25 protein-coding genes are annotated in these 26895 nt (G+C 61.9%); 7 read left to right on the top strand and 18 right to left on the bottom strand.

From position 1 onward, the window contains the following. Positions 1 to 85: 85 nt before the first annotated feature. Genes L1K66_RS14000 through bchF form a run of 7 tightly spaced genes read right to left on the bottom strand, consistent with a single transcriptional unit; the run spans position 86 to position 10128 of the window. Complete coding sequence (locus L1K66_RS14000; protein ID WP_252258411.1) at positions 86 to 1522, bottom strand: BCD family MFS transporter; 1437 nt, start codon at positions 1520 to 1522, stop codon at positions 86 to 88. Then, positions 1519 to 2226, bottom strand: coding sequence for a magnesium protoporphyrin IX methyltransferase (bchM, locus tag L1K66_RS13995; protein WP_252260520.1), 708 nt, complete (start codon positions 2224 to 2226; stop codon positions 1519 to 1521). The genes L1K66_RS14000 and bchM overlap by 4 nt, the downstream gene beginning before the upstream one ends. Beyond that, positions 2226 to 3122, bottom strand: a complete 897-nt coding sequence (gene bchL / locus L1K66_RS13990) for a ferredoxin:protochlorophyllide reductase (ATP-dependent) iron-sulfur ATP-binding protein (RefSeq protein ID WP_034955126.1) — start codon at positions 3120 to 3122, stop codon at positions 2226 to 2228. Before bchL ends, bchM begins: the two co-directional genes overlap by 1 nt. 19 nt (positions 3123 to 3141) lie before the next feature. After that, on the bottom strand, positions 3142 to 6774 hold the full coding sequence (locus L1K66_RS13985) for a magnesium chelatase subunit H (RefSeq protein WP_252258410.1): 3633 nt from the start codon (positions 6772 to 6774) through the stop codon (positions 3142 to 3144). Continuing rightward, a complete protein-coding gene (gene bchB, locus L1K66_RS13980; RefSeq protein ID WP_252258409.1) occupies positions 6764 to 8320 on the bottom strand; it encodes a ferredoxin:protochlorophyllide reductase (ATP-dependent) subunit B in 1557 nt (518 codons plus the stop codon). The genes L1K66_RS13985 and bchB overlap by 11 nt, the downstream gene beginning before the upstream one ends. 3 nt (positions 8321 to 8323) lie before the next feature. Then, positions 8324 to 9631, bottom strand: a complete 1308-nt coding sequence (locus tag L1K66_RS13975) for a ferredoxin:protochlorophyllide reductase (ATP-dependent) subunit N (protein WP_252258408.1) — start codon at positions 9629 to 9631, stop codon at positions 8324 to 8326. Beyond that, positions 9628 to 10128: a 2-vinyl bacteriochlorophyllide hydratase gene (bchF, locus tag L1K66_RS13970; RefSeq protein ID WP_252258407.1), complete on the bottom strand. Its 501-nt coding sequence runs from the start codon at positions 10126 to 10128 to the stop codon at positions 9628 to 9630. Before bchF ends, L1K66_RS13975 begins: the two co-directional genes overlap by 4 nt. 320 nt (positions 10129 to 10448) lie before the next feature. On the opposite strand from bchF, the gene L1K66_RS13965 reads away from it, so the two are divergent. The 7 genes from L1K66_RS13965 (at position 10449) to L1K66_RS13935 (ending at position 17209) form a co-directional block, all read left to right on the top strand. Next, positions 10449 to 11336, top strand: coding sequence for a cobalamin B12-binding domain-containing protein (locus L1K66_RS13965; RefSeq protein ID WP_252258406.1), 888 nt, complete (start codon positions 10449 to 10451; stop codon positions 11334 to 11336). Positions 11337 to 11348: 12 nt separating this feature from the next. Beyond that, positions 11349 to 12770: a transcriptional regulator PpsR gene (ppsR, locus tag L1K66_RS13960; RefSeq protein WP_252258405.1), complete on the top strand. Its 1422-nt coding sequence runs from the start codon at positions 11349 to 11351 to the stop codon at positions 12768 to 12770. A 233-nt stretch (positions 12771 to 13003) separates the two neighbouring features. After that, a complete protein-coding gene (gene chlG, locus L1K66_RS13955) occupies positions 13004 to 13906 on the top strand; it encodes a chlorophyll synthase ChlG (RefSeq protein WP_252258404.1) in 903 nt (300 codons plus the stop codon). Beyond that, positions 13906 to 15246 carry a BCD family MFS transporter gene (locus L1K66_RS13950; RefSeq protein WP_252258403.1) on the top strand — a complete coding sequence of 447 codons (1341 nt, stop codon included), beginning with the start codon at positions 13906 to 13908 and terminating at the stop codon, positions 15244 to 15246. Before chlG ends, L1K66_RS13950 begins: the two co-directional genes overlap by 1 nt. Further along, the gene (locus L1K66_RS13945) at positions 15243 to 16439 is read left to right on the top strand and encodes a geranylgeranyl diphosphate reductase (RefSeq protein ID WP_252258402.1); all 1197 of its coding nucleotides are present in this window, start codon (positions 15243 to 15245) and stop codon (positions 16437 to 16439) included. Before L1K66_RS13950 ends, L1K66_RS13945 begins: the two co-directional genes overlap by 4 nt. 10 nt (positions 16440 to 16449) lie before the next feature. Continuing rightward, positions 16450 to 16938, top strand: coding sequence for a TspO/MBR family protein (locus L1K66_RS13940; protein ID WP_330221236.1), 489 nt, complete (start codon positions 16450 to 16452; stop codon positions 16936 to 16938). A gap of 7 nt (positions 16939 to 16945) precedes the next feature. After that, positions 16946 to 17209, top strand: coding sequence for a hypothetical protein (locus L1K66_RS13935; protein WP_252258401.1), 264 nt, complete (start codon positions 16946 to 16948; stop codon positions 17207 to 17209). An 11-nt stretch (positions 17210 to 17220) separates the two neighbouring features. Here the strand turns inward: L1K66_RS13935 and L1K66_RS16550 are convergent, their stop codons facing one another. The 11 genes from L1K66_RS16550 to L1K66_RS13885 all read right to left on the bottom strand — a co-directional run bounded on the left by L1K66_RS16550 (position 17221) and on the right by L1K66_RS13885 (position 26893). Then, complete coding sequence (locus L1K66_RS16550; protein WP_407931953.1) at positions 17221 to 17571, bottom strand: DUF6804 family protein; 351 nt, start codon at positions 17569 to 17571, stop codon at positions 17221 to 17223. Then, a complete protein-coding gene (locus L1K66_RS13930) occupies positions 17558 to 18154 on the bottom strand; it encodes a hypothetical protein (protein WP_252258400.1) in 597 nt (198 codons plus the stop codon). Before L1K66_RS13930 ends, L1K66_RS16550 begins: the two co-directional genes overlap by 14 nt. Before the next feature lie 153 nt (positions 18155 to 18307). Next, a complete protein-coding gene (gene pufM / locus L1K66_RS13925; protein WP_252258399.1) occupies positions 18308 to 19231 on the bottom strand; it encodes a photosynthetic reaction center subunit M in 924 nt (307 codons plus the stop codon). A gap of 4 nt (positions 19232 to 19235) precedes the next feature. Next, positions 19236 to 20069: a photosynthetic reaction center subunit L gene (gene pufL, locus L1K66_RS13920; RefSeq protein ID WP_252258398.1), complete on the bottom strand. Its 834-nt coding sequence runs from the start codon at positions 20067 to 20069 to the stop codon at positions 19236 to 19238. 104 nt (positions 20070 to 20173) lie between these two features. After that, entirely contained in the window at positions 20174 to 20320 is a 147-nt protein-coding gene (gene pufA, locus L1K66_RS13915; RefSeq protein ID WP_084155766.1) for a light-harvesting antenna LH1, alpha subunit, read from the bottom strand. Positions 20321 to 20389: 69 nt separating this feature from the next. Then, a complete protein-coding gene (gene pufB, locus L1K66_RS13910; protein ID WP_252258397.1) occupies positions 20390 to 20560 on the bottom strand; it encodes a light-harvesting antenna LH1, beta subunit in 171 nt (56 codons plus the stop codon). 147 nt (positions 20561 to 20707) lie between these two features. Then, positions 20708 to 22153 carry a chlorophyllide a reductase subunit Z gene (gene bchZ / locus L1K66_RS13905; protein ID WP_252258396.1) on the bottom strand — a complete coding sequence of 482 codons (1446 nt, stop codon included), beginning with the start codon at positions 22151 to 22153 and terminating at the stop codon, positions 20708 to 20710. Further along, entirely contained in the window at positions 22150 to 23706 is a 1557-nt protein-coding gene (gene bchY / locus L1K66_RS13900; protein WP_252258395.1) for a chlorophyllide a reductase subunit Y, read from the bottom strand. Before bchY ends, bchZ begins: the two co-directional genes overlap by 4 nt. Further along, the gene (locus tag L1K66_RS13895; protein ID WP_252258394.1) at positions 23706 to 24695 is read right to left on the bottom strand and encodes a chlorophyllide a reductase iron protein subunit X; all 990 of its coding nucleotides are present in this window, start codon (positions 24693 to 24695) and stop codon (positions 23706 to 23708) included. Before L1K66_RS13895 ends, bchY begins: the two co-directional genes overlap by 1 nt. Beyond that, entirely contained in the window at positions 24692 to 25627 is a 936-nt protein-coding gene (gene bchC / locus L1K66_RS13890) for a chlorophyll synthesis pathway protein BchC (protein WP_252258393.1), read from the bottom strand. The genes L1K66_RS13895 and bchC overlap by 4 nt, the downstream gene beginning before the upstream one ends. Before the next feature lie 135 nt (positions 25628 to 25762). Further along, positions 25763 to 26893 (bottom strand): acetylserotonin O-methyltransferase, encoded by a 1131-nt coding sequence (locus L1K66_RS13885; protein ID WP_252258392.1) that lies wholly within the window; start codon positions 26891 to 26893, stop codon positions 25763 to 25765. Positions 26894 to 26895 lie beyond the last annotated feature (2 nt).

The following is a 26895-nucleotide window of genomic DNA, read 5'->3' as shown; positions in this document are numbered from 1 at the left end:
TACTTTCCCTTCATTGGCTTGGGGGCAGTGGCGGCTGTCCCCGGGTTCGACTGCGCCGTCCCCCCGAATTGCTTTGGGCACGCGGTCATGTCGGGAACTCACGCAGACCAAACTTCTGGTCCGCGCTATCCCGCGAATTGATGGAATCTTCGTCGGAACGTCCGACAAGCGGTCCGATCACGGCGAGGCCTGCCAGCAGCAGCAGCACCTCGATCATGTAGACAGTGGTGTATCCGGTGGCCCGGGTCGCGATTGCGGCGCTCGGATCGGCGTTGATGGCGATTGCAGCGATGATATCCCGCAGCGCGCCTCCCAGCGCGATCCCGGCGCCTGCACAGGTTGCTTGAACAGCACCCCATGCGCCCAGCGCCAGCCCGGCGGTTTCGCTTTTGGTGAGGTTCATCGCCTCGATCAGCGTGCCGACCGAAAACAGCCCCAGACCAAGGCCGATCAGCGTCGCGCCGACGTAAAGCATCGCCGGGGAGCCGAATGGCGCAGCGAACATCACGATCAGGAACGCGTTGATTCCGGTAACAAGCCCGAGCCCGGCAATACGCAGGGGATCGCCTCCGCGCGACAGCCAGCGACCGGAAAGCATGAAACCGACAAGCGATCCGAATGCCCATGCGCCGGTCAAAGTCGTTGTCGCGCCGACCGACATGGCAAGGATTTCTCCGCCAAAGGGTTCAAGCAGAGCATCCTGCATCGCGAATCCGGCGGCCCCGATGCCGATCGCGGTCAGCAGTCTTGCATTGCGGCCATCGCGGACAAACGCATGCCACAACTCGCCAAAACTGGGTGCGTCGGGCTGCGGCTTGGTGCGATCAGGCGCGCGTGCTTCCTGCTTCCACAGGGCTGTGAGATTGAGCACGAAGGTAAGCACCGCCGCGCCCTGGATCACCTGCACCAGTCGCATCGGTGAAAAGTCGATCAGCAGCCCGCCGATCACGAAAGCGGAGATCATCATGCCGACCAGCAGCATGACATAAAGCAGCGCGACAGCACGCGGACGCTTGTCCTCGGGCGCGAGATCGGTGGCGAGTGCAAGTCCCGCTGTCTGGGTCACATGGAAGCCGGTTCCGGTCAGCAGGAATGCTGCCGCTGCGGCGACAAGCCCCAGCACGAAGTTTTCCGGACGGCTGAGGTGGAGCAGGGCAAAGGGCATGAAGGCCAGCCCTCCGAACTGCATCAAGGTACCAAACCAGATGTACGGAACACGCCGCCAGCCCAGCGCCGACACGTGCCGATCCGATTTGTGTCCGATCAGCGCGCGGAAAGGCGCGGCGACCAATGGAACCGCGATCAAGAGCGCAACCAGCCATGTCGGTGTGCCCAGCTCGACAACCATCACCCGGTTGAGCGTGCCACTGAGCAGCACCATCGCCATGCCAACGCTGACCTGGAACAGGGCAAGACGCAGCAGCCGCCCCAGCGGCAGTTCGGTGCTCGCCGCATCGGCAAACGGCAGCAAGGCCATCATGGCCTGGCTGACTTTGACGTTGGGGCGGGCTTTCTTACTCATCCGCGTTTCACCAGTTCCAGCGCCTGGCTGGTATAAAAGCCCGAAGAAACACGGTGCGTGCGGCCGATCTTCCAGTCATCGAGACGTCCTAGCCGTGCGCGCAGTTCAGTTTCCGAGACAGGCACGATTGCAGGGGAGCGATCGCTTTTGGGAAACACCTTGCCGACAGAATGCATCGCGCCCAGCAGGCGGGTATGCGGCGCGAATGTGAACAGGATCGAGCCTGTCGCCCGGTCTGCCAGCTGTGCCACTGCATCAACGAGGTCTTCGGGGGCGTAGTGGATCAGCGAGTCCATCGCCACCACATGATCGAAACTGCCGAGTGCGGGATCGAGCATGTCGCCCGAACGCCAGCGGATCCGGCCATGGCCGATAAAGCCGGGTGCGCGCTCCTTCGCGACCTCCACCAGCCCTCCGGCAACATCGACGCCGGTGACTTCCGCCCCCCGGCAGGCGGCCGCCACCGCCAATGCGCCGGTGCCGCAGCCCGCGTCGAGAACCTTCGTGCGCCGCAGGTCACGCGGCATCCAGTCGAGCAGCGTTTTCCGCATTTCCTCGCGCCCGGCGCGGACGGTTGCGCGAATGCCGCTGACTTTCGCGTCGGAAGTCAGATCGATCCACGCTTGCTTGGCGGTGCTGTCGAAATAGGTCGCCAGCGCCTCGCGGCGTACCGTGTATGGTGTTTCGGGAGAGCGAGTAGCCATCATTCAAACCCCAGAAAATCGAAGATGTCGCGATCCTTCATCGGCGCGGCTGTGCTCGGTTCCACTCCGGCCCAGAGCATCGCAGCCAAGCGCAGATATTCGTCCTGCGCCTGCTGCACTTCCGGGCTGTCCTCCATTTCAAAGAGTGTGCACTTCTTGAGCCGCGAACGACGGATCGCATCGACATCGCGGAAATGGGCGAGGCGCTGCATGCCGATCTGGTCACAAAACCGATCGATCTCGTCGGTTTCGCGGCTTCGATTGGCGACCACTCCGGCGAGGCGCACATCGTAATTCTTCGACTTGGCCCCGATTGCGGCGACGATCCGGTTCATCGCGAAGATGCTGTCGAAATCGTTTGCCGCCACCACCAGGGCGCGCTCGGCATGTTGCAGCGGGGCGGCAAAACCGCCGCACACCACGTCGCCAAGGACATCGAAGATCACCACGTCGGTGTCTTCCAGCAGGTGATGCTGTTTGAGCAGCTTCACCGTCTGTCCGACGACATAGCCGCCGCAGCCCGTGCCTGCGGGAGGCCCGCCAGCCTCCACGCACATCACGCCGTTATAGCCTTCGAACATGTAGTCCTCTGGCCGCAGTTCCTCGCTGTGGAATTCGACCGTTTCGAGCACGTCGATGACGGTCGGCATCAGCTTCTTCGTCAGGGTGAAGGTGCTGTCATGCTTGGGATCGCAGCCGATTTGCAGGACGCGATGGCCCAGTTTCGAGAAGGCCGCCGAAAGGTTCGAAGAAGTGGTCGATTTGCCGATGCCGCCCTTGCCATAGACGGCGAAAACCTTTGCACCCTTGATCTGGTCGCGCGGATCGAGCTGGACCTGAACAGATCCTTCCCCGTCGGGCCTCGAAAAGCCGGATTTCGGATTGTGCAGGTTCATTGTTCTGGATCCCTCTCTCTCATTCGCTCACGAAAACGCCTTCGAGGCGGTCTTCGAGTTCGTCATTGGCCTCACGCAGTGCAGCCAGGGTCGCCTCGTCGGGCTCCCACAGGTTGCGGTCGCATGCTTCGAGCAAGCGTCCGGCAACACGCGCTGAGGCTTTCGGATTGAGCTCGGAGAGACGACGGCGCATCTCAGGGTCGAGCACAAATGTTTCGCTGATTTTCTGGTAGACCCAAGGCGCGACCTGACCGGTGGTGGCGGACCAGCCAAGCGTGCTGGTCACATGGCCTTCGATTGCCCGGACACCTTCGTATCCGTGCTGCAGCAGCCCTTCGAACCATTTGGGGTTCAGCGTCCGGGTGCGGGTTTCGAAATCGATCTGTTCGGACAGCGTGCGCACCTTGGCGCTGCCACGCGTCGCATCGAGGATATAGACTGGCGATTCGGCACCTTTGGCCTTCGCAACCGAGCGGGTAACCCCGCCAAGACCGTCGACGTACTGATCGACATCATTGATACCGATCTCGACGCTTTCGAGGTTCTGATAGGTGAAATCGACATCCTTCAGCACGCTCTGAAGCAGGGCTCGCTGCTGCACCGGTTTGCCCGATACGCCATAGGCAAAGCCCTTGTTCACCTCGAACGCATTGGCGAGCTCGTCCGGGTCGGCCCAGACGCCGCCTTCGATCATCTGGTTCACATTCGCCCCATAGGCACCTTCTGCGTTCGAGAAGACGCGCAGGGCGGCGGTTTCGATGTCGCAGCCGTGCCGTTCCATCTGGGCGAGGGAATGCTTGCGCACGAAATTGGATTCCAGCGGCTCGTCAGCCTGGCTGGCAAGCAATGCGGCTTCGGCCAGCATGCGCGTTTGCAGCGGCAACAGGTCGCGGAAAATGCCAGAAAGCGTGGCCACCACGTCAATCCGCGGGCGGCCGAGTTGTTCGAGCGGGATCAGTTCGGCACCACACAGGCGGCCATAGCTGTCCCTGCGAGGGCGAGCGCCCATCAGCGTCAAAACCTGAGCGATCTGGACGCCTTCGCTCTTCAGATTGTCGGTTCCCCAAAGCACCATCGCGATGCTTTCCGGGAAAGGCTGACCGCTTTCGACATGGCGTGCGATCAGGCGATTGGCCTGCTCCTCGCCCTGTTTGCAAGCATAGCGCGAGGGCAGCAGGAACGGGTCGAACCCGTGAATGTTGCGTCCGGTCGGCAGGACATCGGGATTGGCGACGATATCGCCGCCGGGCGCGGGCTGGACATAGCAGCCATCAAGCGCATGGATCAGCGCGCCCAGTTCGTCGCTGGAATCGAGTTTCGCGCCGAGGACCGCGCGATCATTGTCGCCGCCGGTCACGTCACTCGCATCGACCATGGCATCGAGCATGGACTCGCGCTCTGCACCTTGCGGATTGCGCCCGAACACGTGCAACCCGTGCGGGATCAGCGCGCGCTCCATTTCGTAGAGGCGGGCCGAAAGGCTCTCCATCTCGCCGCAGTCGATATCCAGCGCATCGCATTGCTCGACGATCAGTTCCGCAAGCTCGGCGCGTTCGGCCTCGTCGGTGCTTGCGCGCCAGCGTTCGACGCTGGCCTTGAGCTCGGAGAGGCCCTTGTACAGGCCGGCCTGTGCCAGCGGCGGGGTCATGTAGCTGATCAGGGTCGCGGCAGACCGCCGTTTTGCCAGCAAACCTTCAGATGGGTTGTTGGCGGCGTAGAGATAGTAGTTTGGCAGGTCGCCGATCAGACGTTCGGGCCAGCACGCGCCCGTCATCCCGGCCTGCTTGCCCGGCATGAATTCGAGCGCGCCATGCGTCCCGAAATGAAGGACCGAATGCGCTCCGAAATCCTCGCGGATATAGCGGTAGAAGGCGCTGAAGGCGTGGGTCGGGGCAAAGCTGCCTTCGAACAGCAGCCGCATCGGATCGCCTTCGTAACCGAAGCCGGGCTGGATACCGACAAAGACATTGCCGAAATGCGCGCCAAGCACCTGGATATGTGCGCCGTCACTTTGCGCCTTGCCGGGCGCAGGGCCCCATGCAGCCTCGATTTCCGCAAGGTGCTTCTCTCGGCGCACATGTTCGTCCGCCGGCACACGGTGCGCGACATTCGCATCGGACCCGAACCGCTCCGAATTGCCCTTCAGGATCGCGTCCCGCAACGCGTCGACGTTCTCGGGAACTTCTACCGCATATCCCTCTGCCGCCAATCGTTCGAGAGTGGCCTGAAGGGATTCGAATACGGACAGGAATGCAGCCGTGCCGGTGGCGCCGGCGTTGGGCGGGAAATTGAACAGCACGATCGCCAGCTTGCGTGCGGCACGATCGCTTCGCCGCAGCGCGATCAGCTTGGCCACGCGCGCCGCCAGCGCCTCTGCACGTTCTGGGCAATCGCGCATCGGATTGAGCTTTTCGGAAACTGGCGTGGCGCAGTGGCGCTCACAGCCCGTACAGGTTCCGCCACCGGCATCACAGCGACCGCCGTAAACGCTCGGCGCAGTCCCTCCGTCGAGTTCCGGCAGAGCCACCATCATGGTCGCTTCAAGCGGCAACAGGCCCTGTTCGCGCGAACGCCAGTGTTCGAGCGGCTGGAATTCGAGCGCATGTGCCGCCACATAAGGCACGTCGAGATCGCTCAGCACACCGCGAGCCGCCTCGGCATCGTTGTAGGCAGGGCCTCCCACCAGCGAAAACCCGGTGAGGTTGACCACTGCATCGACCATCACCTGCCCGCGATGGACAAAGTATTTCTCGATGGCGGGCCGTGCGTCCAGGCCGCTCGCAAAAACGGGGACTACCTTAAGCCCGGCGGCTTCGAATGCCGCGATGGCGCCGTTGTAATGGCCGGCATCATTGCCCAGCAGGTAGGAACGCAGCAGGATCAGTCCTACCGTGCCGTTCTTGCCGCCGTGATTGTGCGCCCCGTCGCGCGGCAGCATTAGCAGGCTATCGGAAATCGGCTGGCGCGCGCGGGGATGATAGACCCCGTTTTCGGGATATTCGAGTGGCAGCGGAGCAGCCGTTTCTCCACGCCGACCTTCGCGCTCACCCGAGGCGTAGCGATCGATCAGCGCGCGGACCATGGCGATCACGTTCTCGTCCGAACCCGCCAGCCAGTATTGCAGCGTAAGGAAATAGGCACGCACATCCTGCGCCGTGCCGGGAATGTATTTCAGGATCTTCGGCAGGCGGCGCAGCATCTTCATCTGGCCGGCGCCCGAACTTGAGCCCTGTTTTTTCGATCCGCGCAGCTTCTTGAGCAGCGCCAGAGGCCCCTTGGCGGGGGCATCCATGCGATAATTGCCCATCCGCGTAAGCTTCACGACATCACCCGCCGACATCAGGCAGACCATCGCATCGCAATCTTCGCGCCGCGCTTCCAATGCGGGCATGATCGTGCGCACATGATCGTCGAGGAACATCATGGTGACGATGATGATGTCGGACTGGGCGATTGCCTGCGTCGCCTGTTCGAGAGCGGCACTATCGCTTCCCCATTCGGAGGCCGCATGCAGGGATAGGTGAATATTGTCGCGCGAAAGAACGGCGTCGGCGCGTCCCACTGCGCCTTTCAGATGATTGTCGAGCGTGATGATCGCAACCCGGACGGGCGCAGCACCGACAAGCGGCTTGATGTCCGCCTTACCGTGCATAGTGCGCCTTTGCGTCATACAGGGTTTCTAGGTCGATCCGGGTGCGACCCTCCTGAGCGGCGAAGGCTTCCGTATTGCGGCGCGCCTTGCCGCGCACGAAGAACGGGATCTTCTTCAACTCGCGCTGCGCTTCGTCGGTCCACAAATCACCGTCATTGGCGGGAACGATCGGCTCGGGCTCCGACGCCGCCTCGGCCTTGGCCAAGGTTCTGGGCGAATGCGCCGCGTGGTGCGATGCGCCCGCTTCATCGGAAAATTCGAAATCCTCGCGGAACATGGTGAGCAGATGCTCTTCCAGCCCCATCACCAGCGGGTGCACCCAGGTGTCGAAGATCACGTTCGCGCCTTCGAAGCCCATCTGCGGAGAATGCCGTGCCGGGAAATCCTGCACGTGAACGGGCGCGGAAATCACCGCGCAAGGCATGCCCAAGCGCTTCGCGATGTGGCGCTCCATCTGCGTGCCAAGCACCATTTCCGGCGCGGCTTCGATGATCGCGTCCTCGACCGCGAGGTGATCGTCGGTGATCAGTGGCTCTATGCCGTATTGCTTGGCCGCTTCACGGATTTCGCGGGCGAATTCGCGATTGTAGCAACCAAGCCCGCATACCTCGAAACCGAGCTCGTCACGGGCAATGCGCGCAGCGGCAACCGCGTGGGTCGCGTCGCCGAAGATGAAGACGCGCTTGCCGGTGAGATAGGTCGAATCGACGCTGCGGCTCCACCACGGAAGCCGGGAATGGGTGTCGCCGAGGGCAGGCGTGGGATCTGCACCTGCCAGCTCGGCGACGTCGGCAATGAACGCTCTAGTGGCGCTCACACCGATAGGGACGGTCCGCACGGCAGGTTGCTTGAACGTGCGTTCAAGCCAGCGTGCGGCCTCATCTGCGATTTCGGGATAAAGGACGATGTTGAAATCGGCATTGCCGATCCGGGTAATGTCCGAGGGCCGCGCGTTGAGCGGCGCGACCAGATTGACCTCGATATCCAGCAGATCAAGGATCTTGCGGATTTCGATGAGATCGTCGCGGTGGCGGAAGCCAAGCGCGGTGGGGCCGAGGATGTTGGCGCGCGCCCTGCGCCCTTCGCGCGGGGCAGGCGTCAAATCCTTGTCCGCCAGATTGCGGACGATTTGGTAGAATGTTTCGGCAGCGCCCCAGTTTTCCTTGCGTTGATAGCTGGGCAGCTCAAGCGGGATCGCGGGGCAGGGCAGGTCCATCGCTTCGGACAGGCCGCCCGGATCGTCCTGGATCAGCTCGGCGGTACACGATGCACCGACAATGATCGCCTCAGGCTTGAACCGTTCGACCGCGTCCATCGCGGCATCCTGGAAGAGTTGCGCGGTATCCTTGCCCAGATCGCGCGCTTCGAAGGTGGTGTAGGTGACAGGCGGACGCGCGTTGCGCCGCTCGATCATGGTGAACAGCAAGTCCGCATAGGTATCGCCCTGCGGTGCGTGCAGGACATAATGCAGCCCCTTCATCGCGGTCGCGATGCGCATCGCGCCAACGTGGGGCGGGCCTTCATATGTCCATACCGAAAGCTGCATCGCCTACACCTCCAGCATGTCGCGGCGCCGCAGCGGCCGCGCAAAGAGTTCGGCGAGATCACCGGCTTGGTCGAAACCGTGGATCGGCGAAAAGACGAGTTCGATCGCCCACTTGGTGGCGAAGCCTTCCGCTTCGAGCGGGTTGGCAAGTCCCAGCCCACACACCGTCAGATCGGGACGGTCCTCGCGAACCCGGTCCAGTTGGCGATCAACATGCTGGCCTTCGCTGATCCGCGCATTGTGGGGGATCAAGGCGAGCTCTTTTTCGCAATGCGCGCGGTGGAGATAGGGTGTGCCGACCTCTACCGGGACCATGCCCAGTTCGGTTGCAAGGAACCGTGCCAGCGGTACTTCGAGCTGCGAGTCGGGCAGGAAACTGATGCGCTTGCCCTCAAGTGCGCTGCGGGTGTGCTCGATGGCGCGTTTGGCGCGTTCGCGGCCCGGTGCGACCACGCTGTTGAAGTGCATTTCATCTATGCCGAATTCCCGTGCGGCGGCCTTCAGCCAGTCGGTCGTGCCTTCGGCGCCGAACGGGAACAGCGCATCCAGCCGCTTGGCTCCGCGATCCTCCAAAGCCATCGCCGTGTCGGCAAGGAAGGGCTGGGCGAGCAGGTAACGCGTGTTCGGACCCAGTGGCGGCAGGTCACGCGCATTGCGCGCGGGGAAGGAAGCCACATTGGCAATGCCCAACTGGTCGAAAAGCCGCAGGAACTGGTCTTCGACAATGTCGGGAAGCGATCCGACCAGCAACAGGTTCTTGGGCGCGCCTGCATCAGCGACGGGCATTTCCGGCACCAGCGCTGCAAGGCATGCGTCTTCGCCCTGAGTGAAGGTCGTCTCGATCCCGCTGCCCGAATAATTCAGGATCCGCACATTGGGCATGTGCTGCGCGCCGAGCCGCTGTGCCGCTTTCGCAAGGTCCAGCTTGATCACTTCGGACGGGCAGGAGCCGACAAGGAACAACGTCTTGATATCCGGGCGCCGTTCCAGCAGCCGGGTGACGACGCGGTCCAGCTCGTCCTGGCAATCGACCATACCGGCCAGATCGCGCTCTTCCATGATGGCGGTGGCAAAGCGCGGTTCGGCGAAGATCATTACGCCCGCCGCCGATTGCAGCAGATGCGCGCAGGTGCGCGATCCGACGACGAGGAAGAATGCGTCCTGCATCTTGCGGTGGAGCCAGATGATCCCGGTCAGCCCGCAGAAAACCTCGCGCTGGCCGCGTTCGCGCAAGACCGGGCGCGCGCCCTTTGCCTGCGGCGCATCGCAGCCGGACAGGGCGGGGGCAGTGATGGTGTCGGGAGGGCTCATGCTGGCACCGCCTCAGGGGACGACCCCTGCAACCGCGCCATCCGCAGCTTCCACAGGAACTGGCCTGCGTTGATGACGTAAGCGCCATAGCCAGCGAGAGCGACCATGAGACGCTGGTCTATCGTTCCCAACGCGCCGAACAGCATCACCAGATAAAGTGTGTGCAGCGCCAGCACGAGCATCGAGAACACGTCTTCCCAGAAAAACGCCGGTGCAAACAGCCATTTGCCGAAGACCACCTTTTCCCAGATCGAGCCGGTGATCATGATGGTGTAGAGTACAAGCGTCTTCACCACGATCGAGGCGTCTGCCGCGAAGGCCCCTTCGCCAGTGGTGAGTGTGCGAATGACCAGCCCCAGGCTGATAATGAAAACCACGAATTGTAAAGGAGCGAGGACACCTTGGACGACAGTCCAGACCGACTCGTCTCTCCGCTGCCGCTCTGCATCCGTGTAGAGCGCCGTCGTTTTCCCCCCTGCTGCTTCTTGTCGCTTCATCGACTGAGTCGACTCGGCGGGGGAAGAGAGATTCTGCCGATTCATCCTCGTAGATAGCCTTTGCTGCCAGATTCAGAACCTACGCCCATGTGCCAAGCAGTGTCAATCTAATTAGACGTAAACAAAATTAGACAGTCTCCAATGCCCCCTTCGGTTCGCGTTGCCTGCGGCGGTGTTCTTGTGTACTGTGCTCGCGTTGGCGGTTCAGGAGTCGGGATTCTTCCGGCCTCGCCAGCCTCGACGCGATCCGCGCCACCCTCGGAGACTATCAGCCGGGGAGACGGGAAGGGTCTGCTATGGCAGCCTTAAGAGGGGCAGGAATGATCGGTGCGGGTTCTGCCGCACTACGTAAGGTGATGGCCAATCCGCTTGGACGGAAGAAGCAGGAGCCCGATCAGCATGAAGGGTTCGAGGATCCGTTGGCTAATGATTCAATCAACACCATTATCGAAGGCGAGATCATACCGCGCCTGCTGATGGCGCACGCCGTCGGATCGTCAGACGAACTGCATGATGGAAAGAACCGCATCGCGCCGCCCAGAGCCGATGATTTCGCGCTCCTGCCATTGCGGCTCGAAGCCAGCAGCCTGATTGCCGAGGTTGATGCATTTCTAGCCGAAGGGGTCAGTGTTGACGCGATTTTTGTCGATCTGCTTGCCCCGGCTGCGCGCAAGCTGGGTGAAATGTGGGATGCCGATGAATGCGACTTCATCGATGTCACTATGGGCCTTTGGCGTCTGCAGGAAGTGATGCGGGAGATCTCGACACGCGCCCCTGCCAACCGCTTTCAGCCGGATGCCACCGCCGCGCGCGCGCTGTTTTCACCAATGCCCGGTGACTCCCATAATTTCGGCGCCGTGATGATCGACGAGATCTTCGCGCGCGCCGGCTGGCACAGCACTGTTGTCACCAAACCCCTTCGCAAGGAATTGCTCGATACGCTTTCCCGTGAACCGTTCGACCTCGTAGGATTGACCGTATCCCGCGATTGCCCTAGCTCCGCCCTCGAAAACCTCATCAAAGCGATGCGCAGCGTGTCTGCCAATCCGCACCTCTCCATCTTGATTGGTGGCCAAATGATAAATCAGAACCCTGCAATTGTTGCCGAAGTGGGAGCCGATGGGACCGGCGCCGACGCTCGTGCCGCCCTCGAAGTAGCACAGCGTCTGGTCCAGTCCGCCGCGGTGCGTGCGCACATGCTGAGATAGGGTGGGCCATAGATGCTGACCCGCAAGCATTCCATCGAGGGCAAGAACCCCTTCGGCAAGGCCGCAGAATTGTTCAACACGCTGGACGCCGATTCCGCCATGAAGCTTGCCATGGTTGCGGGCGACATCACCTTGATCCTCGATGACACCGGCACGATCCTTGATGCCGCATTCGATCCCAAGGACTTTCCGGGCTTTGAAGGTTGGGAGGGAACCAACTGGATCGAGACGGTAACCGTCGAAAGCCGGCCCAAGGTCATGGAAATGCTGGCTGCCGCCCGTCGCGGCGAAGTCCAGCACTGGCGCCATGTCAACCACCCGACCCGCGATGGCGACGTGCCGATCCGCTATGCCGTCCTCAGCGTGAACAACGGCGAGCACCGGATCGCATTCGGTCGCGATCTGCGCGAAGCGGGCAAGATGCAGCAACGCTTGTTGCAGGTGCAGCAATCGCTGGAGCGGGACTATCTGCGGATGCGCCAACTTGATGCGCGTTACCGTATGCTGTTTGACCTGTCGGGCGAGGCGGTGTTGATCGTCGAGGCGTCGACCTTGCGCATCAGGGAAGCCAATCCGGCTGCTCATGCGATGATGGGCGCGCGCCCGGCGACCTTGCCGGGCAAGAAACTGCCGGGATTGATCGACAAGGATTCGCGTGATCGCCTGCAAGGGCTGATCGGTGCGGCGCTTGCCTCGGCGGCGGTATCCCCGATCGAGATCGAATTGGACAAGGGCTCGCGCAAAGTCATGGCCTCTGCCGCAGGGTTCTCGCAGGATCGCGGCCAATTCCTGCTTCTGCGCTTTTTCGGCGATCATGAGAAGCACGGCGAAGGCGCGCCTGCGGTGCTCGATCTGGTCGAGCAGATGCCCGATGCCTTTGTTGTCGCGGATGCCAATCTTGAAGTCGCCAGCGCCAACAACGCCTTTGTCGAACTGGTGCAAGCGCCCAGCGTGGACACCTTGCGCGGGCGCCATATGTCGAGCTGGATCGGGCGTCCGGGTATCGACCTGGACCTGATCGAAGGCCAGATCGACCAGCATGGCGCGGCCCGAAATGTCAGCACGGTCTTGCGTATCGGAGACGATATGGAAGGCGAACCGATTGAGCTTTCGGCGGTGCGCAGCGGCGGGGATAGCGGGCTGTACGCCTTTGTCATCCGCCCGATTGGTCGGCGCTTGCGCGATCTGCCGCCGGGATCGCAGGATCTTCCGCGCTCGGTCGAGCAATTGACCGATCTGGTAGGGCGCATGTCGCTCAAGGAAATCGTGCGCGAGAGCACCGATCTGATCGAGCGTTTGTGTATCGAGGCCGCGCTGCAATACACTTCGGACAATCGCGCGTCAGCGGCGGAAATCCTGGGCCTTTCGCGCCAGAGCCTCTATTCCAAGCTGCACCGCCACGGGCTTGGCAATCTCGACAGCGATCCTGACTAGGCTGGTTTCCTTGCCTTTTTGGGCGATTGCTGAAGGCGTTCCAAAACGGACATAAGGCGTTCGAAAGCCTTTTAATCTGCTCTTGCCGGTCGCTTTTTGCCCATGAGACGAAGCGAGCCCTGAAACCCCGTTTTTGACCCCAAAATCGCTTTTTCGTTCCAGAATCGGCACATGTCGGATTCATAATGTCAATTTTATTTGACGCATGGGTGTGTCAGGCATAGCCTCACAATATGGAGCGCTCGGCTGTCTCGACTCGACCTGCGCCTGTTCCGGCGCTGAGAGACGTTGTCCAGCTTCTCAAACCGATAACCTGGTTTCCCCCGATGTGGGCCTTCATGTGCGGTGCCGTTTCTTCGGGCGCCGGGCTTGATGGCCGCTGGTGGTTTGTTGCGGGCGGGGTGCTGCTCGCCGGACCGCTGGTTTGCGGGACGAGCCAGGCGGTGAACGACTGGTTCGATCGCCACGTCGATGCCATCAACGAACCCGATCGCCCGATCCCCTCCGGCCGCATTGCCGGGCGTTGGGGGCTGTATATCGCGATGATCGCCACGGTGGTTTCGGCGCTGGTCGGCTGGCTGCTTGGCCCGCTGGTGTTTGTCGCTGCGCTGGTCGGGCTGGCTCTGGCATGGGGCTACAGCGCGCCGCCCTTCCGTTTCAAGACGAGCGGCTGGACCGGCCCGGCGGTTGTCGGCCTTACCTACGAAGGATTGAGCTGGTTTACCGGTGCTGCCGTGATGCTGGGCGCCATGCCATCGGCAAAAGTGCTGATCGTGCTGGTGCTCTACAGCCTTGGCGCGCACGGCATCATGACACTGAACGATTTCAAGGCGGTGGAGGGCGATCGGGCAACCGGGCTCAAATCGCTCCCGGTGACGCTTGGCGTTGCGCGGGCTGCGCAATTGGCCTGCGTCGTCATGGCCGTGCCGCAGCTAATCGTCATCGCCCTGCTGGCAATGTGGGGATACGAACTGTCGGCGATACTGGTCGGCTGCGTACTGGTCGCGCAATTCGCCGCCATGCCGCGCCTGCTGCGCAGCCCTGCCAAATATGCCCCGTGGTACAACGGCGTGGGCGTGACGCTCTACGTTTTCGGCATGCTCGCCGCCGCGCTGGGCCTGGGAGGGTACATCTGATGGCCGCTGCGCAGCCCAAGGGACTGAGCTGGTTTGGCATCATCCGCATCGGGATGGTGCAGGCATCGATCGGCGCGCTGGTGATGCTTTCGACAACCGTGCTCAACCGCCTGATGGTGGTCGAATACGCGCTGGCCGCAGCTATCCCCGCAGGCTTTGTCGCATGGCATTATGCGGTTCAGTTGACACGGCCCTTGTGGGGGCAGGTTTCCGACAAGGGACGCAAGCGGACGCCGTGGGTCCTCGCCGGGCTTGCGGTGCTGGCCGGTGGTGTTCTGATCGCCTCGCAAGCGACACCGATGATGGCGGACGGCTTTGGCGCGGGCTTCGCGCTGGCGGTGATCGCCTATACGCTGATCGGCATCGGTGTGGGCATGGGCGGCACTTCCGCTCTGGCGCTTCTGGCGTCGGGCGTAGCGCCGCAAAGGCGTGCTGCAGCGGCTGCAACCACATGGATCATGATGGTGGCAGGCATTGTCGCCTCGGCGATTACGGTCGGCGCCCTGCTCGATCCCTATTCACCCGAGCGTCTGATGGAAGTCGCCAGCGGGCTGGCTCTCGTCACGGTTGCCGTTACCGCGCTGGCGGTGTTCCGGCTTGAGCAAGGGCATGTCGTTTTCGAGGAAACGCGCAAGGACGAACCCGCGCCCGATTTCCGCGCCGCCATCGCCGAAATCTGGAACGAGGCTGCGGCACGTCGCTTCACCATTTTCATCTTCGTTTCGATGATCGCATTTTCGATGCAGGACCTGATCCTTGAACCCTTCGCCGGGCTGGTTTTCGGCATGACGCCCAGGGAATCTACGCAGCTGGGCGGCCAGCATCAGGGCGGCATACTGCTGGGCATGATTGTCGCCGGGGTTGGCGGCAGCGCGTTCAAGGGCAAACTCACCTCCGATCTGCGCCTGTGGATCGTTGCCGGATGCCTCGCTTCGGCGGCGGGTCTGGCGGGTCTTGCGCTGGCGGCGATTGCCGGGCCGGGCTGGCCGCTTGGGATCAATGTCTTCGTCCTCGGCCTCGGCAATGGCGTGTTCGCCGTCGCCTCTATCGGAGCGATGATGGGGCTGGCCGGAGCGGGAGAGAAAACCCGCGAAGGCGTGCGCATGGGCGTTTGGGGCGCATCACAGGCAATCGCATTCGGCCTTGGCGGAATGTTCGGAGCGATGGGCGTCGATATCGCCCGCCGCGTGCAGGCGCATGATGGCAGCGCCTTCCAGCTGATCTTTGCCATCGAAGCCGCGCTGTTCGTCCTCGCCGCGATCCTCGCGGTGCGGGCGGCCGGCAGTCAGGCCATGCCGACGCGCGCAAGTCAGGCACAGGACCGGGAGATATTCGCATGACAGAGAAGCTCTATGATGCCGTTGTTGTAGGCGGCGGACCTGCCGGGGCCACGGCGGCGGACGATCTGGCCCGTGCCGGCCATTCGGTGCTGCTGATGGAGCGTGGCGGACGGATCAAGCCATGCGGCGGCGCGGTTCCCCCGCGCTTGCTCGAAGATTTCGACATACCGCAAAGCCTGCTGGTCGCCCGCGCGCGTTCGGCCCGGATGATCGCGCCATCAGGACGCGCGGTGGACATGCCGGTCGGCGAAATCGGCTATGTCGGCATGGTCGATCGTGAGGAATTCGACGAATGGCTGCGCGAACGCGCGGCGCGGTCGGGCGCGGAACGCCTCACCGCGACTTTCGAAAAGGTCGAACGCGATGAACACGCTCATCCGCTTGTGACTTTCCGCCGCGAACGGGGCGGCCCGATCGAGCGGGTGCGTGCGCGGTGCGTCATCGGTGCCGACGGAGCTCGCTCTGCCGTGGCAAAGCAATGCCTGCCCGATGCCGAGCGGGTGAAATGCGTCTTCGCCTATCACGAGATCATCAAGTCACCCGAAGGCAAGGGCGAACGCTATGATCCCGATCGCTGCGATGTGTTCTACCAGGGGCGCTTGTCGCCAGATTTCTACGCCTGGGTCTTCCCGCACGGAGAAACCGCCAGCATCGGCGTAGGCAGCGCGAACAAGGGGTTTTCCCTGCGCGGAGCCGTATCGGAAATGCGCGGCGATCTTGATCTGACCCGCTGCGAAACCGTGCGCCGCGAAGGTGCGCCGATACCACTCAAGCCGCTCAAGAAATGGGACAACGGTGCCGACGTGATCGTCGCAGGCGATGCGGCCGGGATTGTTGCTCCGGCATCGGGCGAAGGGATCTACTACGCTATGGTCGGCGGCCGTTTCAGCGCCGAAGCGGCGAGCGAGTTCCTCAAGACAGGTCAGGCCAAGGCGCTCAAACTTGCCCGCAGCCGTTTCATGAAAGAGCATGGCCGCGTCTTCTGGATCCTCGGGATCATGCAGTATTTCTGGTATTCGTCGGACAAGCGGCGCGAACGGTTCGTCGACATGTGCGATGACAAGGATGTGCAGCAGCTCACCTGGCAGGCCTACATGAACAAGAAGCTGGTCCGGTCAAAGCCGTTGGCGCATGTGAAGATCTTCCTGAAAGACACAGCGCACCTTCTTGGTTTGCGACCGGCAAGCAGCTAGCTTCATGTCCATGCACTTGAGCAAGACGTGGATTCTGCCCGCAATCGTAGCCGCCATCGCTGCGGCAATCGTCGCGGTGCTGGGCGCAACCATCACCGATCTGGGGCCGTGGTATCAGGGGCTGGCAAAGCCATCGTGGAACCCGCCCGACTGGGTGTTCCCGATCGGCTGGACACTGATCTACGCCCTGAACACCGCGGCGATCGTTTCCGCATGGCGCGCCGCGCCTACGCCGCGCGTATCCGATACGGTGATCGGCCTGTTCGCGCTCAACGCCTTTTTGAACATCACCTGGAGCATGATCTTCTTCCGCATCCAGCGCCCTGACTGGGCGTTTATCGAGGTGCTGCTGCTGTGGCTCTCGATCCTGGCGCTGATCATGTATTCGTGGCGGGTGTCCAAATCGGCCGCCTTGCTGTTCCTGCCCTATCTTTTCTGGGTGACATTCGCCGCCGCGCTCAATTGGGCAGTGGTTGATCTCAACGGCCCCTTTGGCTGATCCCTTGATGGAAGGCATAGCCGCCTTCTTTGCCAGCGGGCACGGTGCCGACGTCGTTCTGGCCGTGCTGGCCACGGAGGCTGTGTGGCTCAAGGTGCGCGGATGGAGCATCGGCGCCATCCTCGGCCTGCTGGGCCCGGCCGCACTGATCGTGCTGGGGTTAAGAGCCGCGCTGGTCGGCGCGGATTGGTGGTGGGTGGCAATCCCGCTGGCGCTGTCTTTCCCGCTGCATGTGATGGACCTGCGAACGCGCCTTTCAGCTTCGGACTGACTCAGACCTGGTCAACCTCTTCGGTCAGTACTCTTCTCGAGTTCCTGCTTTGCTGAGGGGCTTCGGAACCGCCAATATACAGTTAGGAAGGCTATGGCAGTGAAGACGTTCACAGCCTGCCACAAGTCTTTCTCGAGAGAAATTTTGATGAATGGGTTGTACAGTAGTGCAAGAAAACCGAAGGCCCAGCCCCACCCTACCTGGCTCGATTTGAAGGCGCTCCACGCAATCCATGCTGAGTATAGCGTTACTGAAAGGCGCAGAAGTTGGTAGTACCCATACGGCCAGTCAAACAGCGCGAGAATACAAGCTCCAGCAAGCCCTATCGTAAGCCAAGCTGGCGGGTTGCTATCTGAGTCCATGGCGTGAATTTTTTGTTTCTACCCAAACAATAAATAGCTGAACGACGAGACCAATAAGAAGTAGTGGCGCAAACCAATATATCAATCGATAGAAATCAGTATCTCTCGGTTCGATAAGTGTGGCGATCATCATTGAAATCACGCCAAGTTGGGCAAAAAATGATGTCAGGGCGGCATAGTCGTTACCCGCTTTTGCATCCTCACGTGCCAAGAAGGACCATGGGCCGGTGGCAGAAGCATACCCCCACAATAGGTGAAATATCCCGGCATCTGAATTGTGGACGATTCCAGAGAAGATTGCGACGCAAGAAACAGCAACGATTGTGTAAGTCCAAGCCATAGCCGGAATAGCGGCTATAGCCACGAGCACCAAGTTATCTCGATCCGCCGCCCATGCTGCAATCGGAGCAAAGATCATTCCCGGAAGCAAAGCCAATGATAGCACATATGCGCCAACAAACATCCAAGCGAGCCCCAGGAAAAAGATGCTCCATTCCCCTTGGAACAACATTCCGGCACCGCCCAATAATCCGGCGAACAAGTTTAGAAGAATGAACGGCAATACTAAGATTTGCATCGACATTGACCCTTAGATTCACATGCCAATTTAGAACCTAAATCATATCCGGGTGCAAGACGCAAAAAACCCGGCCGTGCTTTGCGCAGGGCCGGGTTTGTTGACCTTTGGCTTGAGCGGGGAAGGGGACCGATTGCGACCGGCCCCGTCCCCCTTGGCTTACTTCGGTGCGTAGTAGTGTTCCTGCGCCCACAGGTACCAGTTGTCGACAACGGTGCCCGAAAGCAGGATGCCGATACCGCCGGTAAGCGTCGTCAGCACCGCAAACCACCAGGCCCAACGGTGGATCGATTCCATCGTCGCGTTGAAGCCCATGGTCCAGCGCCAGAACAGTCCGGCGCGTTCCGATGCCGTGCCGCGATCGGTGATCTGCTCGATCTCGCGTTCGCCGCCATAACGGCCCACTGCCAGGATCGTCGCCCCGTGCATGGCGAACAGCACCGCCGAGCCATAGAGGAACACGATCGAGAGCGCGTGGAACGGGTTGTAGAACAGGTTACCGTGAATGAGCGAGAAGTTGTTCGTCCAGTCGAGGTGCGAGAAGATCCCGTAGGGAACCGCTTCGGACCAGCTGCCGATCAGAGCCGGGCGGATGAAGCCCAGCACGAGGAACAGCCAGATTGCCGAGGCGAATGCCCATGGGATATGCATTCCCATACCCAGAGCGCGTGCCCGCATATACGTGCGTGCCCACCAGGTCAGAACGGCAATCGTCAGAAACGCCCCGGTCATGATGAACCAGCCGCCTTTGTTCAAAGGAACGAAGAAGCTGAAACCGTATTCCGGACCCGGAGGATCAAGCGAAAGCCAGAACAGCTCGCGCATGAACACCTGAGGGCTCCATCCGGCTTGCGCCCAGAAGTTGAACCCGATGATCAGGAACGCGGCGGTTCCGAATGCCAGCGAGATCATGCCGAGCCAGCCGAGATAGATCGGGCCGAGCTGCGCCTGACCGATCTTCCCCAACCAGTAATTGTAACCGGTGGCGTTGATGCGGCCTTCGCTGCCGTCGAGGTGCGGGACACCCATTTCGGGAGCCGCCTTTACCTGGATCTGCGTGAAGATGTTTTGATAGGTGCTCATGACATCATACTCCTGCCGACCAGATCGGGACCGCGCGCCACCAATCCCACCATTCGACCCAGCTGCCCGTCATCAGCGTGCCCGAGATCACGATGCAGACCGCGCTCCAGAACGCTGCACTGAGCGCCAGGAACAGACCCACACGGTGGATGCCCAGCGTGCCGACCGAATAGCCGATGAAATCGCGGAAATAGGTGTCTTCGTATTCGGGCGTCTTGACGTCGGTGCCGTTCGACGGGTTCACCGCCGAAAGGACAAGGCCGCCGTGGAGCGCCAGCGCGAGACAGTTCGTGAAGAAGAACGTGATCGCGAGCATGTGCACCGGATTGTAGTGGAAGTTCACATAGTTGTAGCCGGTGTACGAAACCCAATCGAGGTGCGACCAGATGCCGTAAGGGAACGCATGGCCCCAGGCACCCATCCACAGCGGACGGATCACATTCAGCGTGACAAAGGCGAACACCGCGACGCTGAAGGCGATCGGGATGTGGTAGCTCATGCCAAGCTTGCGCGAGATTTCAGCCTGCCTGAAAACCCACGAATAGAAAGCCACCACGGCACAGGCCGTGATGATCTGGTGATACCCCCCTTGGTTGAGAGGCATGAAGGCAAGCCCGGCTTCAATCGGCGGTGGTTGAATGTCGATAAGCCAGGGGTTGAGGGTCGGTCCCTGAAGCGCGGCGGCGAAGATCAGCATGGTGCCCAGAAGGGCGCTGACTGCCGTCGTTACTCCAAAGAATCCGACATAAAACGGCCCGACCCAGAAGTCGAAAAGGTCGCCGCCGATTAATGTGCCACCGCGCACGCGGTATTTCCGCTCGAAACTAAGGAGCGCCATAGGTCCATCCTTCCCACCTCAAGGGCAGGTTTTGTCGTTTCCGATCAGAGGTGTAGAGGAGGCAGGCAGGCGAACCTGCCCCCTTACGTTTTCTGAGGCTTCAATCAGCCGGCCGGTGAAATCCCACCAAGCCAGTTGTACCGCTCAGTGCTGAGCAGGATGAAGTGGATCGTAAATGCCAGAACGGCCAGGCCGACGTGCAGCGCGACCAGGGTCCGGCGAACATCGAAGTGTTTCCAAATACCGTACATAGTCTGTTCCTTTTGAAACGTTGAAAAGCTCTGGTGACGTGATCGACAGGATTGCCGATCAAGCCATCATCACTGGCCGAATGGGCCTTGGAACCAGGGCTTCCACGCGTACATCAAGGCGTGTGCGACGAGGGCGATGCCGACATAGAGGGTGAAGGTTCCCATGAACGCGCCATGGATTTCCTTTGCCTCGTCATCGGTCAGATACGTCCCCACGCTCGGGCGATCAGGATCGTTCATTGCAGTAACTCCATTTGAGTTTATTGGACCGAGGGCGGGAGTGCCCCCGACGGTATCCGCGCGTGATCCCCCACGTGGATTGCGGATGCCTGTTACTGTCAGGCAAAGGTGTTGGCCGCGGCTCGGCGATGAACGAAAGGGCGCAGGTCATGCGGTCTCCCCTTCGAGCAACGCCTCGGCGAGGCAGTCTTCTGTAACTTTGGCGAGGCCGTGGCGGCGCGCAGTACGCTCTGCAGCGTCGCGCAACCTCTTGGCCGCTGAAATCCGGATCAGGACGGGCTGTTTCTCGACCAGAAGATCGAGCCGTGCCTTGGCGTCATTGTCCCACGTCAATTCGCTCTGGCTGCGCGCCGGAGTCGCATCGACCTTGTCCATGTCGGTGGCGAGCGGGAGGATGTGGAACAGCGCGTCGAACAGCGCATTGCACACTTCCTGCACCAGATAGGTCGCCCCCGAATACCCCATGAAGGGGGTGCCGGTGTGACGGCGGATCGCCGCGCCGGGGAAGCTGGCAGGGATGAATTTCCCGCGTGCTCCGCATTCGGCCATGTACATCCGCTCGTTATAGCTGCCCAGCATCACCAGCGGCGGGTTCGCGTGGATTGCCGCGCGCACATCCTCGTTCACCGGCTTCACCCCGGCGCAGCGCGAAAAAGCCAGCGCACAGGGCAGTCCCATGTCATCTTCGAGGAAGTGACGGATGCCGCGGGCGTAGGTTTCATTGGCGACAATGCCGAAACTGGCCGTGCCGAAGAAATCCTGCGTGACGGAGCGCCACAAATCCCATAGCGGCTTGATCGTGGTGTGTTTCTCACGCTCGATAAAGGGTTCGGGATCCAGCCCCAGCTCCTCACCCAGCGCCCGTAGGAACTTGGTGGTCGAGGTCAGGCCGACAGGCGCCTGGAAATACGGACGTTCCAGCGTCTCGCACAAATTGCGGCCGAACTCGCGGTACATGCAGACATTCGCGTCTGCAGTGCCGAGCTGGCGGATATCGGCGAGGTGGCAACCCAGCGGGAAGACCACGCCGACTTCTGCTCCGATGCCTTCGATCAGGCGGCGGATCTCGGCAAGGTCCGATGGCATGTTGAACATGCCGTAGGACGGGCCGATGATGTTGACGACGGGCTTTTCGCCCTCTTTGCGCGGTTTGGGCTGAGGCGCCTTCTTCGGCCCCAATTCGGTCCAGAGCCAGGTCAGCGCGCGGTCGGCGCTTTGCCACTGGTCCTCGTCGATCGTGCGCGGCAGGAACCGCTTGATATTGGTGCCTTCGGGCGTGACGCCGCCGCCGATCATCTCGGCGATGGAGCCCGTGACCACCACCGCGGGCAGTTCGGGGTCGAGCGTCTGCCAGGCGCGTTTCATCGCGCCTTCGGTTCCGGTCTTGCCCAGTTCTTCTTCGCCCAGTCCGGTGACGACGATGGGCAGTTCATGCGGGGGCAGGGCGTCGGTGTAATGCAGCACCGAAGTCACTGGCAGGTTCTCGCAGCCAACCGGGCCGTCGATGATGACCTGAAGACCCTTCACCGCTGTGAAGACGTAGGTTGCGCCCCAATATCCGCCGGCGCGGTCGTGATCGAGGACGAGAGTCATGTGCCCACCGCCTCGGACGCCTTGCGCGCCGCTTCGTTCAGTGCCGCATATTTCTTGCGGAATTTGGGGCGGTCCACCGGCACGTCTTCCCAAACCCCTGCGGCGTGTTCGGTCCCGACCCCTTCAAAAAAGTCGCGCATCGCGTCAAAGCGCGCCTTGTTGCCCATCGCCGCGTTGATCACGGTGGCAAGGCTGCCTGCGCCTGCAGGGCCCATCAGTGGGCGGGCCGAGATCAGGTTGGTGAAGTAAAGCGAAGGGATCGCCTTGGCCTTGGCGTGCTGAACCACCGGAGTGGTGCCGACTGCCAGATCAGGGCGGAATTCCTCGACCGCGGCGATATCGTCTTCGAGGCTGGCGCGGAAATTGACCTTCACGCCGCGTGCCTCAAGCCATTCGCGATCGGCGTCGGACCACTTGGTGCGCGGGCAGGCGCTGCCGACATAGGGCACGTCCGCGCCGCTTTCGATCAGCAGGCGCGCGACCAGCAATTCGGAACCTTCATAGCCCGATACGGTCACGCGGCCATTGATCGGGGAACCTGCAAGCGCGCCCTTGATCGCGCCGATCATGGCGTTCTTCACTCCTGCCACCTTTTCGGCAGGCAGGCCCAGCGTATCGCCCAGCGCATCCAGCCATGCGGCGGTGCCGTCTGCGCCGACAGGCGCGGAGCCGATTACCGGACGACCAGCGGCTTCGAATTCGCGGATGCTGGCGGTGTAGAACGGGTGGATCGCGGCGGCGACGCTGCAATCGAGCGCTGCGTAGAGTTCGCGCCACTCGCGGGTCGGGACAACCGGCCCGGCGGCGAGCCCCAGCGGCTCGAGCATTTGCCCGATCACCACCGGATCAGCCGGGAACATTTCGCCAAGCAAGGCCACTGTGGGTTTGTCGCTGCGCTCCTTCGGCGCGGCGACCGGCCCGGCGGCGACTTCCTCGCGTGCATATTGCAGCATGGCGCCGGCCAGGACGTCCTTTGCCTCTGCATGGGTCGGAATGCCGAAACCGGGTACGTCGATGCCGATGATGCGCACACCGTTGATCTGCTTCTTCAGCAGCCTCAGCGGCACGCCGCTGGCGGTGGGAACGCACAGGTTCGTCACCACGATCGCGTCGTAATGTTCGGGATCGGCAAGGCCTTCGACGGCTTCCTTGATATCCTCAAACAGCTTGCCGGTTACGAGCGTTTCCGAGGAGAAGGGCACATAGCCCACCGTCCGCCGCGCGCCGTAGAAATGAGAGGTGAAGGTAAGGCCGTAAACGCAGCAAGCGCTGCCCGACAGGACTGTCGCGGTGCGCCGCATCCGCAGGCCGACGCGCAAGGACCCGAACGCGGGGCACATGCTTTGCGGCTGATCATGCGGGCCGACGGGATAGTCGGCGGCATATTGATCTAGAATGTCGCTCTTGCCCGCCTGACGCGCGGCATCGCGCATCGTGTCCTTGCTGGCGCAGCCGCCTTCTGCCGGTGCGGCCTGATCGTTCTGACCAAGGTCGATCCGGTCCGGGGCGCGCATCGCAGTTTCCTGGGCGTTCGAGGCGGGTTGGTCGGTCATCAAATGTCGTCGTAGACGACCTCCAGTGATGGCTTTTCCTCAAATATGCCGCCGCGCATATCGGCCTGGGTGGCTGGGATCAGTTCGACATTGCCGCCCGTGTCTTCGGGACTGAACAAGCCGAGCAAGCCATCCTGGTCCAGCGGAGAGGGCTGGCGCGGCGGCGCCTCGGCGACGTTCGTGGCGAGCTCTTCGAAAAGGCCGCCCCATTCTCCACCGGGCATTCCGATGATCTGGTAATTGGCGCTCTTGCGCCGGATGTCCTCGTTCGCGGGGATTGCGGTGAGCACGGGAATGCCGACAGCGTCGGCGAAGGCTTGGGCTTCGCCCGTGCCATCGTCCTTGTTCACGATCATGCCCGCGACGCCGACATTGCCGCCCATCTTGCGGAAATATTCGACCGCGTGGCAGACGTTGTTGGCGACATAAAGCGATTGCAGATCGTTCGATCCGACAACGATCACCTTCTGGCACATGTCGCGTGCGATCGGCAGACCAAAGCCCCCGCACACGACATCGCCGAGGAAATCGAGCAGGACGTAGTCAAAGCCCCATTCGTGGAAACCGAGCTTTTCGAGCAGTTCGAACCCGTGGATGATCCCGCGCCCGCCGCATCCGCGACCGACTTCGGGGCCGCCCAGTTCCATGGCGAACACGCCGTCGCGCTGGAAGCAGACATCTTCGATCGTCACTTCCTCGCCCGCGAGCTTTTTCTTGGACGAGGTTTCGATGATGGTCGGGCAGCTCTTGCCTCCGAACAGCAGGCTGGTGGTATCGCTTTTCGGATCGCATCCGATCAGCAGCACGCGCTTGCCCTGCTGCGCCATCATATAGCTGAGGTTGGAGAGGGCAAAGCTCTTGCCCGATCCGCCCTTGCCATAGATCGCGATGACCTGGGTTTCGCTTTTCACCTCTCCGGTGTGGACCGGATCGGGCTCGTGATCGGCTTCTTCACGCAGGGCTTCGGCTTGGGATTCAAGGATGCTCATGCCGCGTCCCTCCATTCGAGAACCATTTTAAGACAATCCGGATCGGTGAAGGCCTGCGGATAGGCATCAAGCGCTTCCGTCGCGGGTCTGCGGTTCGAAATCAGACCGTCGAGATCGAGTTTTCCGTCTTCGATCAGCGCGCGGGTCGCCGCCAGATCGCCGGGTTGCCATTCCGCCGCGACGCGCAGGCGCGCCTCCTTCATGAAAGCGGGCGGGAAAGCGAAATTGATGCGGCTGGCGTAAAACCCTGCGAGGGTGATTTCCCCGCCCTTGGCAAGCCGTCCGATCAATTCGTCGAAAATGTCGGCATCGCCGCTGGCATCGCAGATCGAGGCATAGTCGCGCCGTTCGTCCGCATCTGGAGCGATCACCGCATAACCGGTTGCGCCATCGCGGCGTTTTTCGCTGGTTTCCCAGACCGTTGGAGCAGGTGCGCCCAGCGCCATGGTAATCCGCGCCAGCAATCGGCCCAGAACGCCATGTCCGATGATGAGATCGGGCAGAGGACCGCCAGCGATCGCGTGATAGGCGGTGGCCGCGAGCGCGCACAGCACGCCATCGGCTCCCAGCCTTTCGGGTATCGGCAGGGCGCGTGCCGATGGCACGATCACGCGGGCTGCCGTCCCGCCAAACAGTCCGCGCGCGCCGGAATAGCAGTTTGCACCGGGTACGAAGACCCAGTCGCCAATCCGGCCACGCGCGTTCGAGCCTGCGTCGACGATCCTTCCGACTGACTCGTAACCGGGCACCAGCGGGTACCCCATCCCCGGAAAGCTGGGCATTTGCCCGCTCCAAAGGAGTTTTTCCGTTCCGCTGCTGATGCCGCTCCAGACGATTTCGACGATCACATCGCCCTCACCGGCAGGATTCAACTCGAGGGACTGAAGCGCGAGGCGCTCAGGTCCTTCAAGTATCACTGCCAGAGTGTTCATCATCCTCGCCTCAATTCGCCCCGGACCCCTGCAAGTGCGAGTCGAAGCGACTCGTGCAGTGGCCAAAAGATGATCCCTCACAACGTTTGCTACGCTTTACACTATCAAGTGTCAACCAAAGCAGACACTTTGTTTTCAAGCGAAAGCGACAATCATGCTTGCGTTGACCGGTTGCGGGGTTGCGATGGATTGAGTTCGGGCAAAACCCGCCTTGCGGCACATGCGGGCGATTTCCTCCCCGCTGCGGGGGCGGCCGGATCCCATCGCCCAGAGGTAGAAGCCGAAGAACGCCTCTCCCATGCCTTCCGCGCCGGGTACGCAGGCCATCGGTTCCGCTATCAGCAGACGTGCGCCGGGCTTCAGGCTCCTGTGGATATTGGCGAGCAGGGCCGCCGCAGGGCCGTCATCATGATCGTGCAGTATCCGGACAAGCGAGACGATGTCGTATCCGCCGGGAATCGGGTCTTCAAAGAAATTGCCCGGATGCGCGCTCACCCGCTCTGGGCCGAATGCGTCCGCCAGCACTTGCTCGCCTGCCTGCGCTACTTCGGGCAGGTCGAACAGGCCGAGGTGGAGGCCGGGGTTGGCCTCTCCCATGCGCCTCAGAAACGCGCCGTGCCCGCCGCCCACATCCAGCAACCGCGCCCGCGCAGGGAAGCGGAAACTGGCAAGCACCTGATCCGCGACGAAATGCTGCGATGCCGCCATCAGCTCGGAATATTCGGCGGTTTGTTCCCCGCGCTCCGCCGCACCGTGCAAGGCTCCGGCATAGGACCAGTAGCGTGAAAGGGCGGTGGGTTCCTTGCGATCCCGGCGCAGCAGTTCCATCGGATCGGCCAGATCGCGGTAAAGCAGCTGGTGATGGCGCACCATCGCCTGCGCTCCCTTGTCCGCCGCCAGCACCGCGCCCTGTTCGCCCAGCATCCACCCGTCCGGCTCCGGTTCCTCCGACAGGCGCAGCGCCCGCGCCGCACGAAGCAGGGTGAGCGCCGCGTCCGGACTGAGATCAATCCTCGCGGCTACCTCCTGATGGCCGACAGGGCCGTCCTGAAGCACATCGAACAGCCCGCTTTCGACACAGGCGCGCAACGTCTGCGAATAGGTGAAGCCTGCCACCAGGTCGAAGGCGTTGCCGGCACGGCTGCGGGCGATGCGATTGATCAGCGGCAGCTTCGCCGCCCAATATTGAAATCCGGGATCGGCAAAGACGGCATTGCGCCGCGCCACATAGCGCACGCGCAATGATTTTCGAGCTTCGTTCGCCATGC

The sequence above is a fragment of the Erythrobacter aurantius genome (genome assembly GCF_023823125.1).
GTDB classification, from domain to species: domain Bacteria; phylum Pseudomonadota; class Alphaproteobacteria; order Sphingomonadales; family Sphingomonadaceae; genus Erythrobacter; species Erythrobacter aurantius.
Note: the sequence above shows the minus strand (reverse complement) of the source record. Positions and strands in the feature narration are given on the sequence as shown.

Excerpts from the sequence above, each read along its gene's own strand:
- L1K66_RS14000 (WP_252258411.1), bottom strand. The coding sequence starts at position 1,522 with ATGAGTAAGAAAGCCCGCCCCAACGTCAAAGTCAGCCAGGCCATGATG.
- bchM (WP_252260520.1), bottom strand. The coding sequence starts at position 2,226 with ATGGCTACTCGCTCTCCCGAAACACCATACACGGTACGCCGCGAGGCG.
- bchL (WP_034955126.1), bottom strand. The coding sequence starts at position 3,122 with ATGAACCTGCACAATCCGAAATCCGGCTTTTCGAGGCCCGACGGGGAA.
- L1K66_RS13985 (WP_252258410.1), bottom strand. The coding sequence starts at position 6,774 with ATGCACGGTAAGGCGGACATCAAGCCGCTTGTCGGTGCTGCGCCCGTC.
- bchB (WP_252258409.1), bottom strand. The coding sequence starts at position 8,320 with ATGCAGCTTTCGGTATGGACATATGAAGGCCCGCCCCACGTTGGCGCG.
- L1K66_RS13975 (WP_252258408.1), bottom strand. The coding sequence starts at position 9,631 with ATGAGCCCTCCCGACACCATCACTGCCCCCGCCCTGTCCGGCTGCGAT.
- bchF (WP_252258407.1), bottom strand. The coding sequence starts at position 10,128 with ATGAAGCGACAAGAAGCAGCAGGGGGGAAAACGACGGCGCTCTACACG.
- L1K66_RS13965 (WP_252258406.1), top strand. The coding sequence starts at position 10,449 with ATGATCGGTGCGGGTTCTGCCGCACTACGTAAGGTGATGGCCAATCCG.
- ppsR (WP_252258405.1), top strand. The coding sequence starts at position 11,349 with ATGCTGACCCGCAAGCATTCCATCGAGGGCAAGAACCCCTTCGGCAAG.
- chlG (WP_252258404.1), top strand. The coding sequence starts at position 13,004 with ATGGAGCGCTCGGCTGTCTCGACTCGACCTGCGCCTGTTCCGGCGCTG.
- L1K66_RS13950 (WP_252258403.1), top strand. The coding sequence starts at position 13,906 with ATGGCCGCTGCGCAGCCCAAGGGACTGAGCTGGTTTGGCATCATCCGC.
- L1K66_RS13945 (WP_252258402.1), top strand. The coding sequence starts at position 15,243 with ATGACAGAGAAGCTCTATGATGCCGTTGTTGTAGGCGGCGGACCTGCC.
- L1K66_RS13940 (WP_330221236.1), top strand. The coding sequence starts at position 16,450 with ATGCACTTGAGCAAGACGTGGATTCTGCCCGCAATCGTAGCCGCCATC.
- L1K66_RS13935 (WP_252258401.1), top strand. The coding sequence starts at position 16,946 with ATGGAAGGCATAGCCGCCTTCTTTGCCAGCGGGCACGGTGCCGACGTC.
- L1K66_RS16550 (WP_407931953.1), bottom strand. The coding sequence starts at position 17,571 with ATGGACTCAGATAGCAACCCGCCAGCTTGGCTTACGATAGGGCTTGCT.
- L1K66_RS13930 (WP_252258400.1), bottom strand. The coding sequence starts at position 18,154 with ATGTCGATGCAAATCTTAGTATTGCCGTTCATTCTTCTAAACTTGTTC.
- pufM (WP_252258399.1), bottom strand. The coding sequence starts at position 19,231 with ATGAGCACCTATCAAAACATCTTCACGCAGATCCAGGTAAAGGCGGCT.
- pufL (WP_252258398.1), bottom strand. The coding sequence starts at position 20,069 with ATGGCGCTCCTTAGTTTCGAGCGGAAATACCGCGTGCGCGGTGGCACA.
- pufA (WP_084155766.1), bottom strand. The coding sequence starts at position 20,320 with ATGTACGGTATTTGGAAACACTTCGATGTTCGCCGGACCCTGGTCGCG.
- pufB (WP_252258397.1), bottom strand. The coding sequence starts at position 20,560 with ATGAACGATCCTGATCGCCCGAGCGTGGGGACGTATCTGACCGATGAC.
- bchZ (WP_252258396.1), bottom strand. The coding sequence starts at position 22,153 with ATGACTCTCGTCCTCGATCACGACCGCGCCGGCGGATATTGGGGCGCA.
- bchY (WP_252258395.1), bottom strand. The coding sequence starts at position 23,706 with ATGACCGACCAACCCGCCTCGAACGCCCAGGAAACTGCGATGCGCGCC.
- L1K66_RS13895 (WP_252258394.1), bottom strand. The coding sequence starts at position 24,695 with ATGAGCATCCTTGAATCCCAAGCCGAAGCCCTGCGTGAAGAAGCCGAT.
- bchC (WP_252258393.1), bottom strand. The coding sequence starts at position 25,627 with ATGAACACTCTGGCAGTGATACTTGAAGGACCTGAGCGCCTCGCGCTT.
- L1K66_RS13885 (WP_252258392.1), bottom strand. The coding sequence starts at position 26,893 with ATGGCGAACGAAGCTCGAAAATCATTGCGCGTGCGCTATGTGGCGCGG.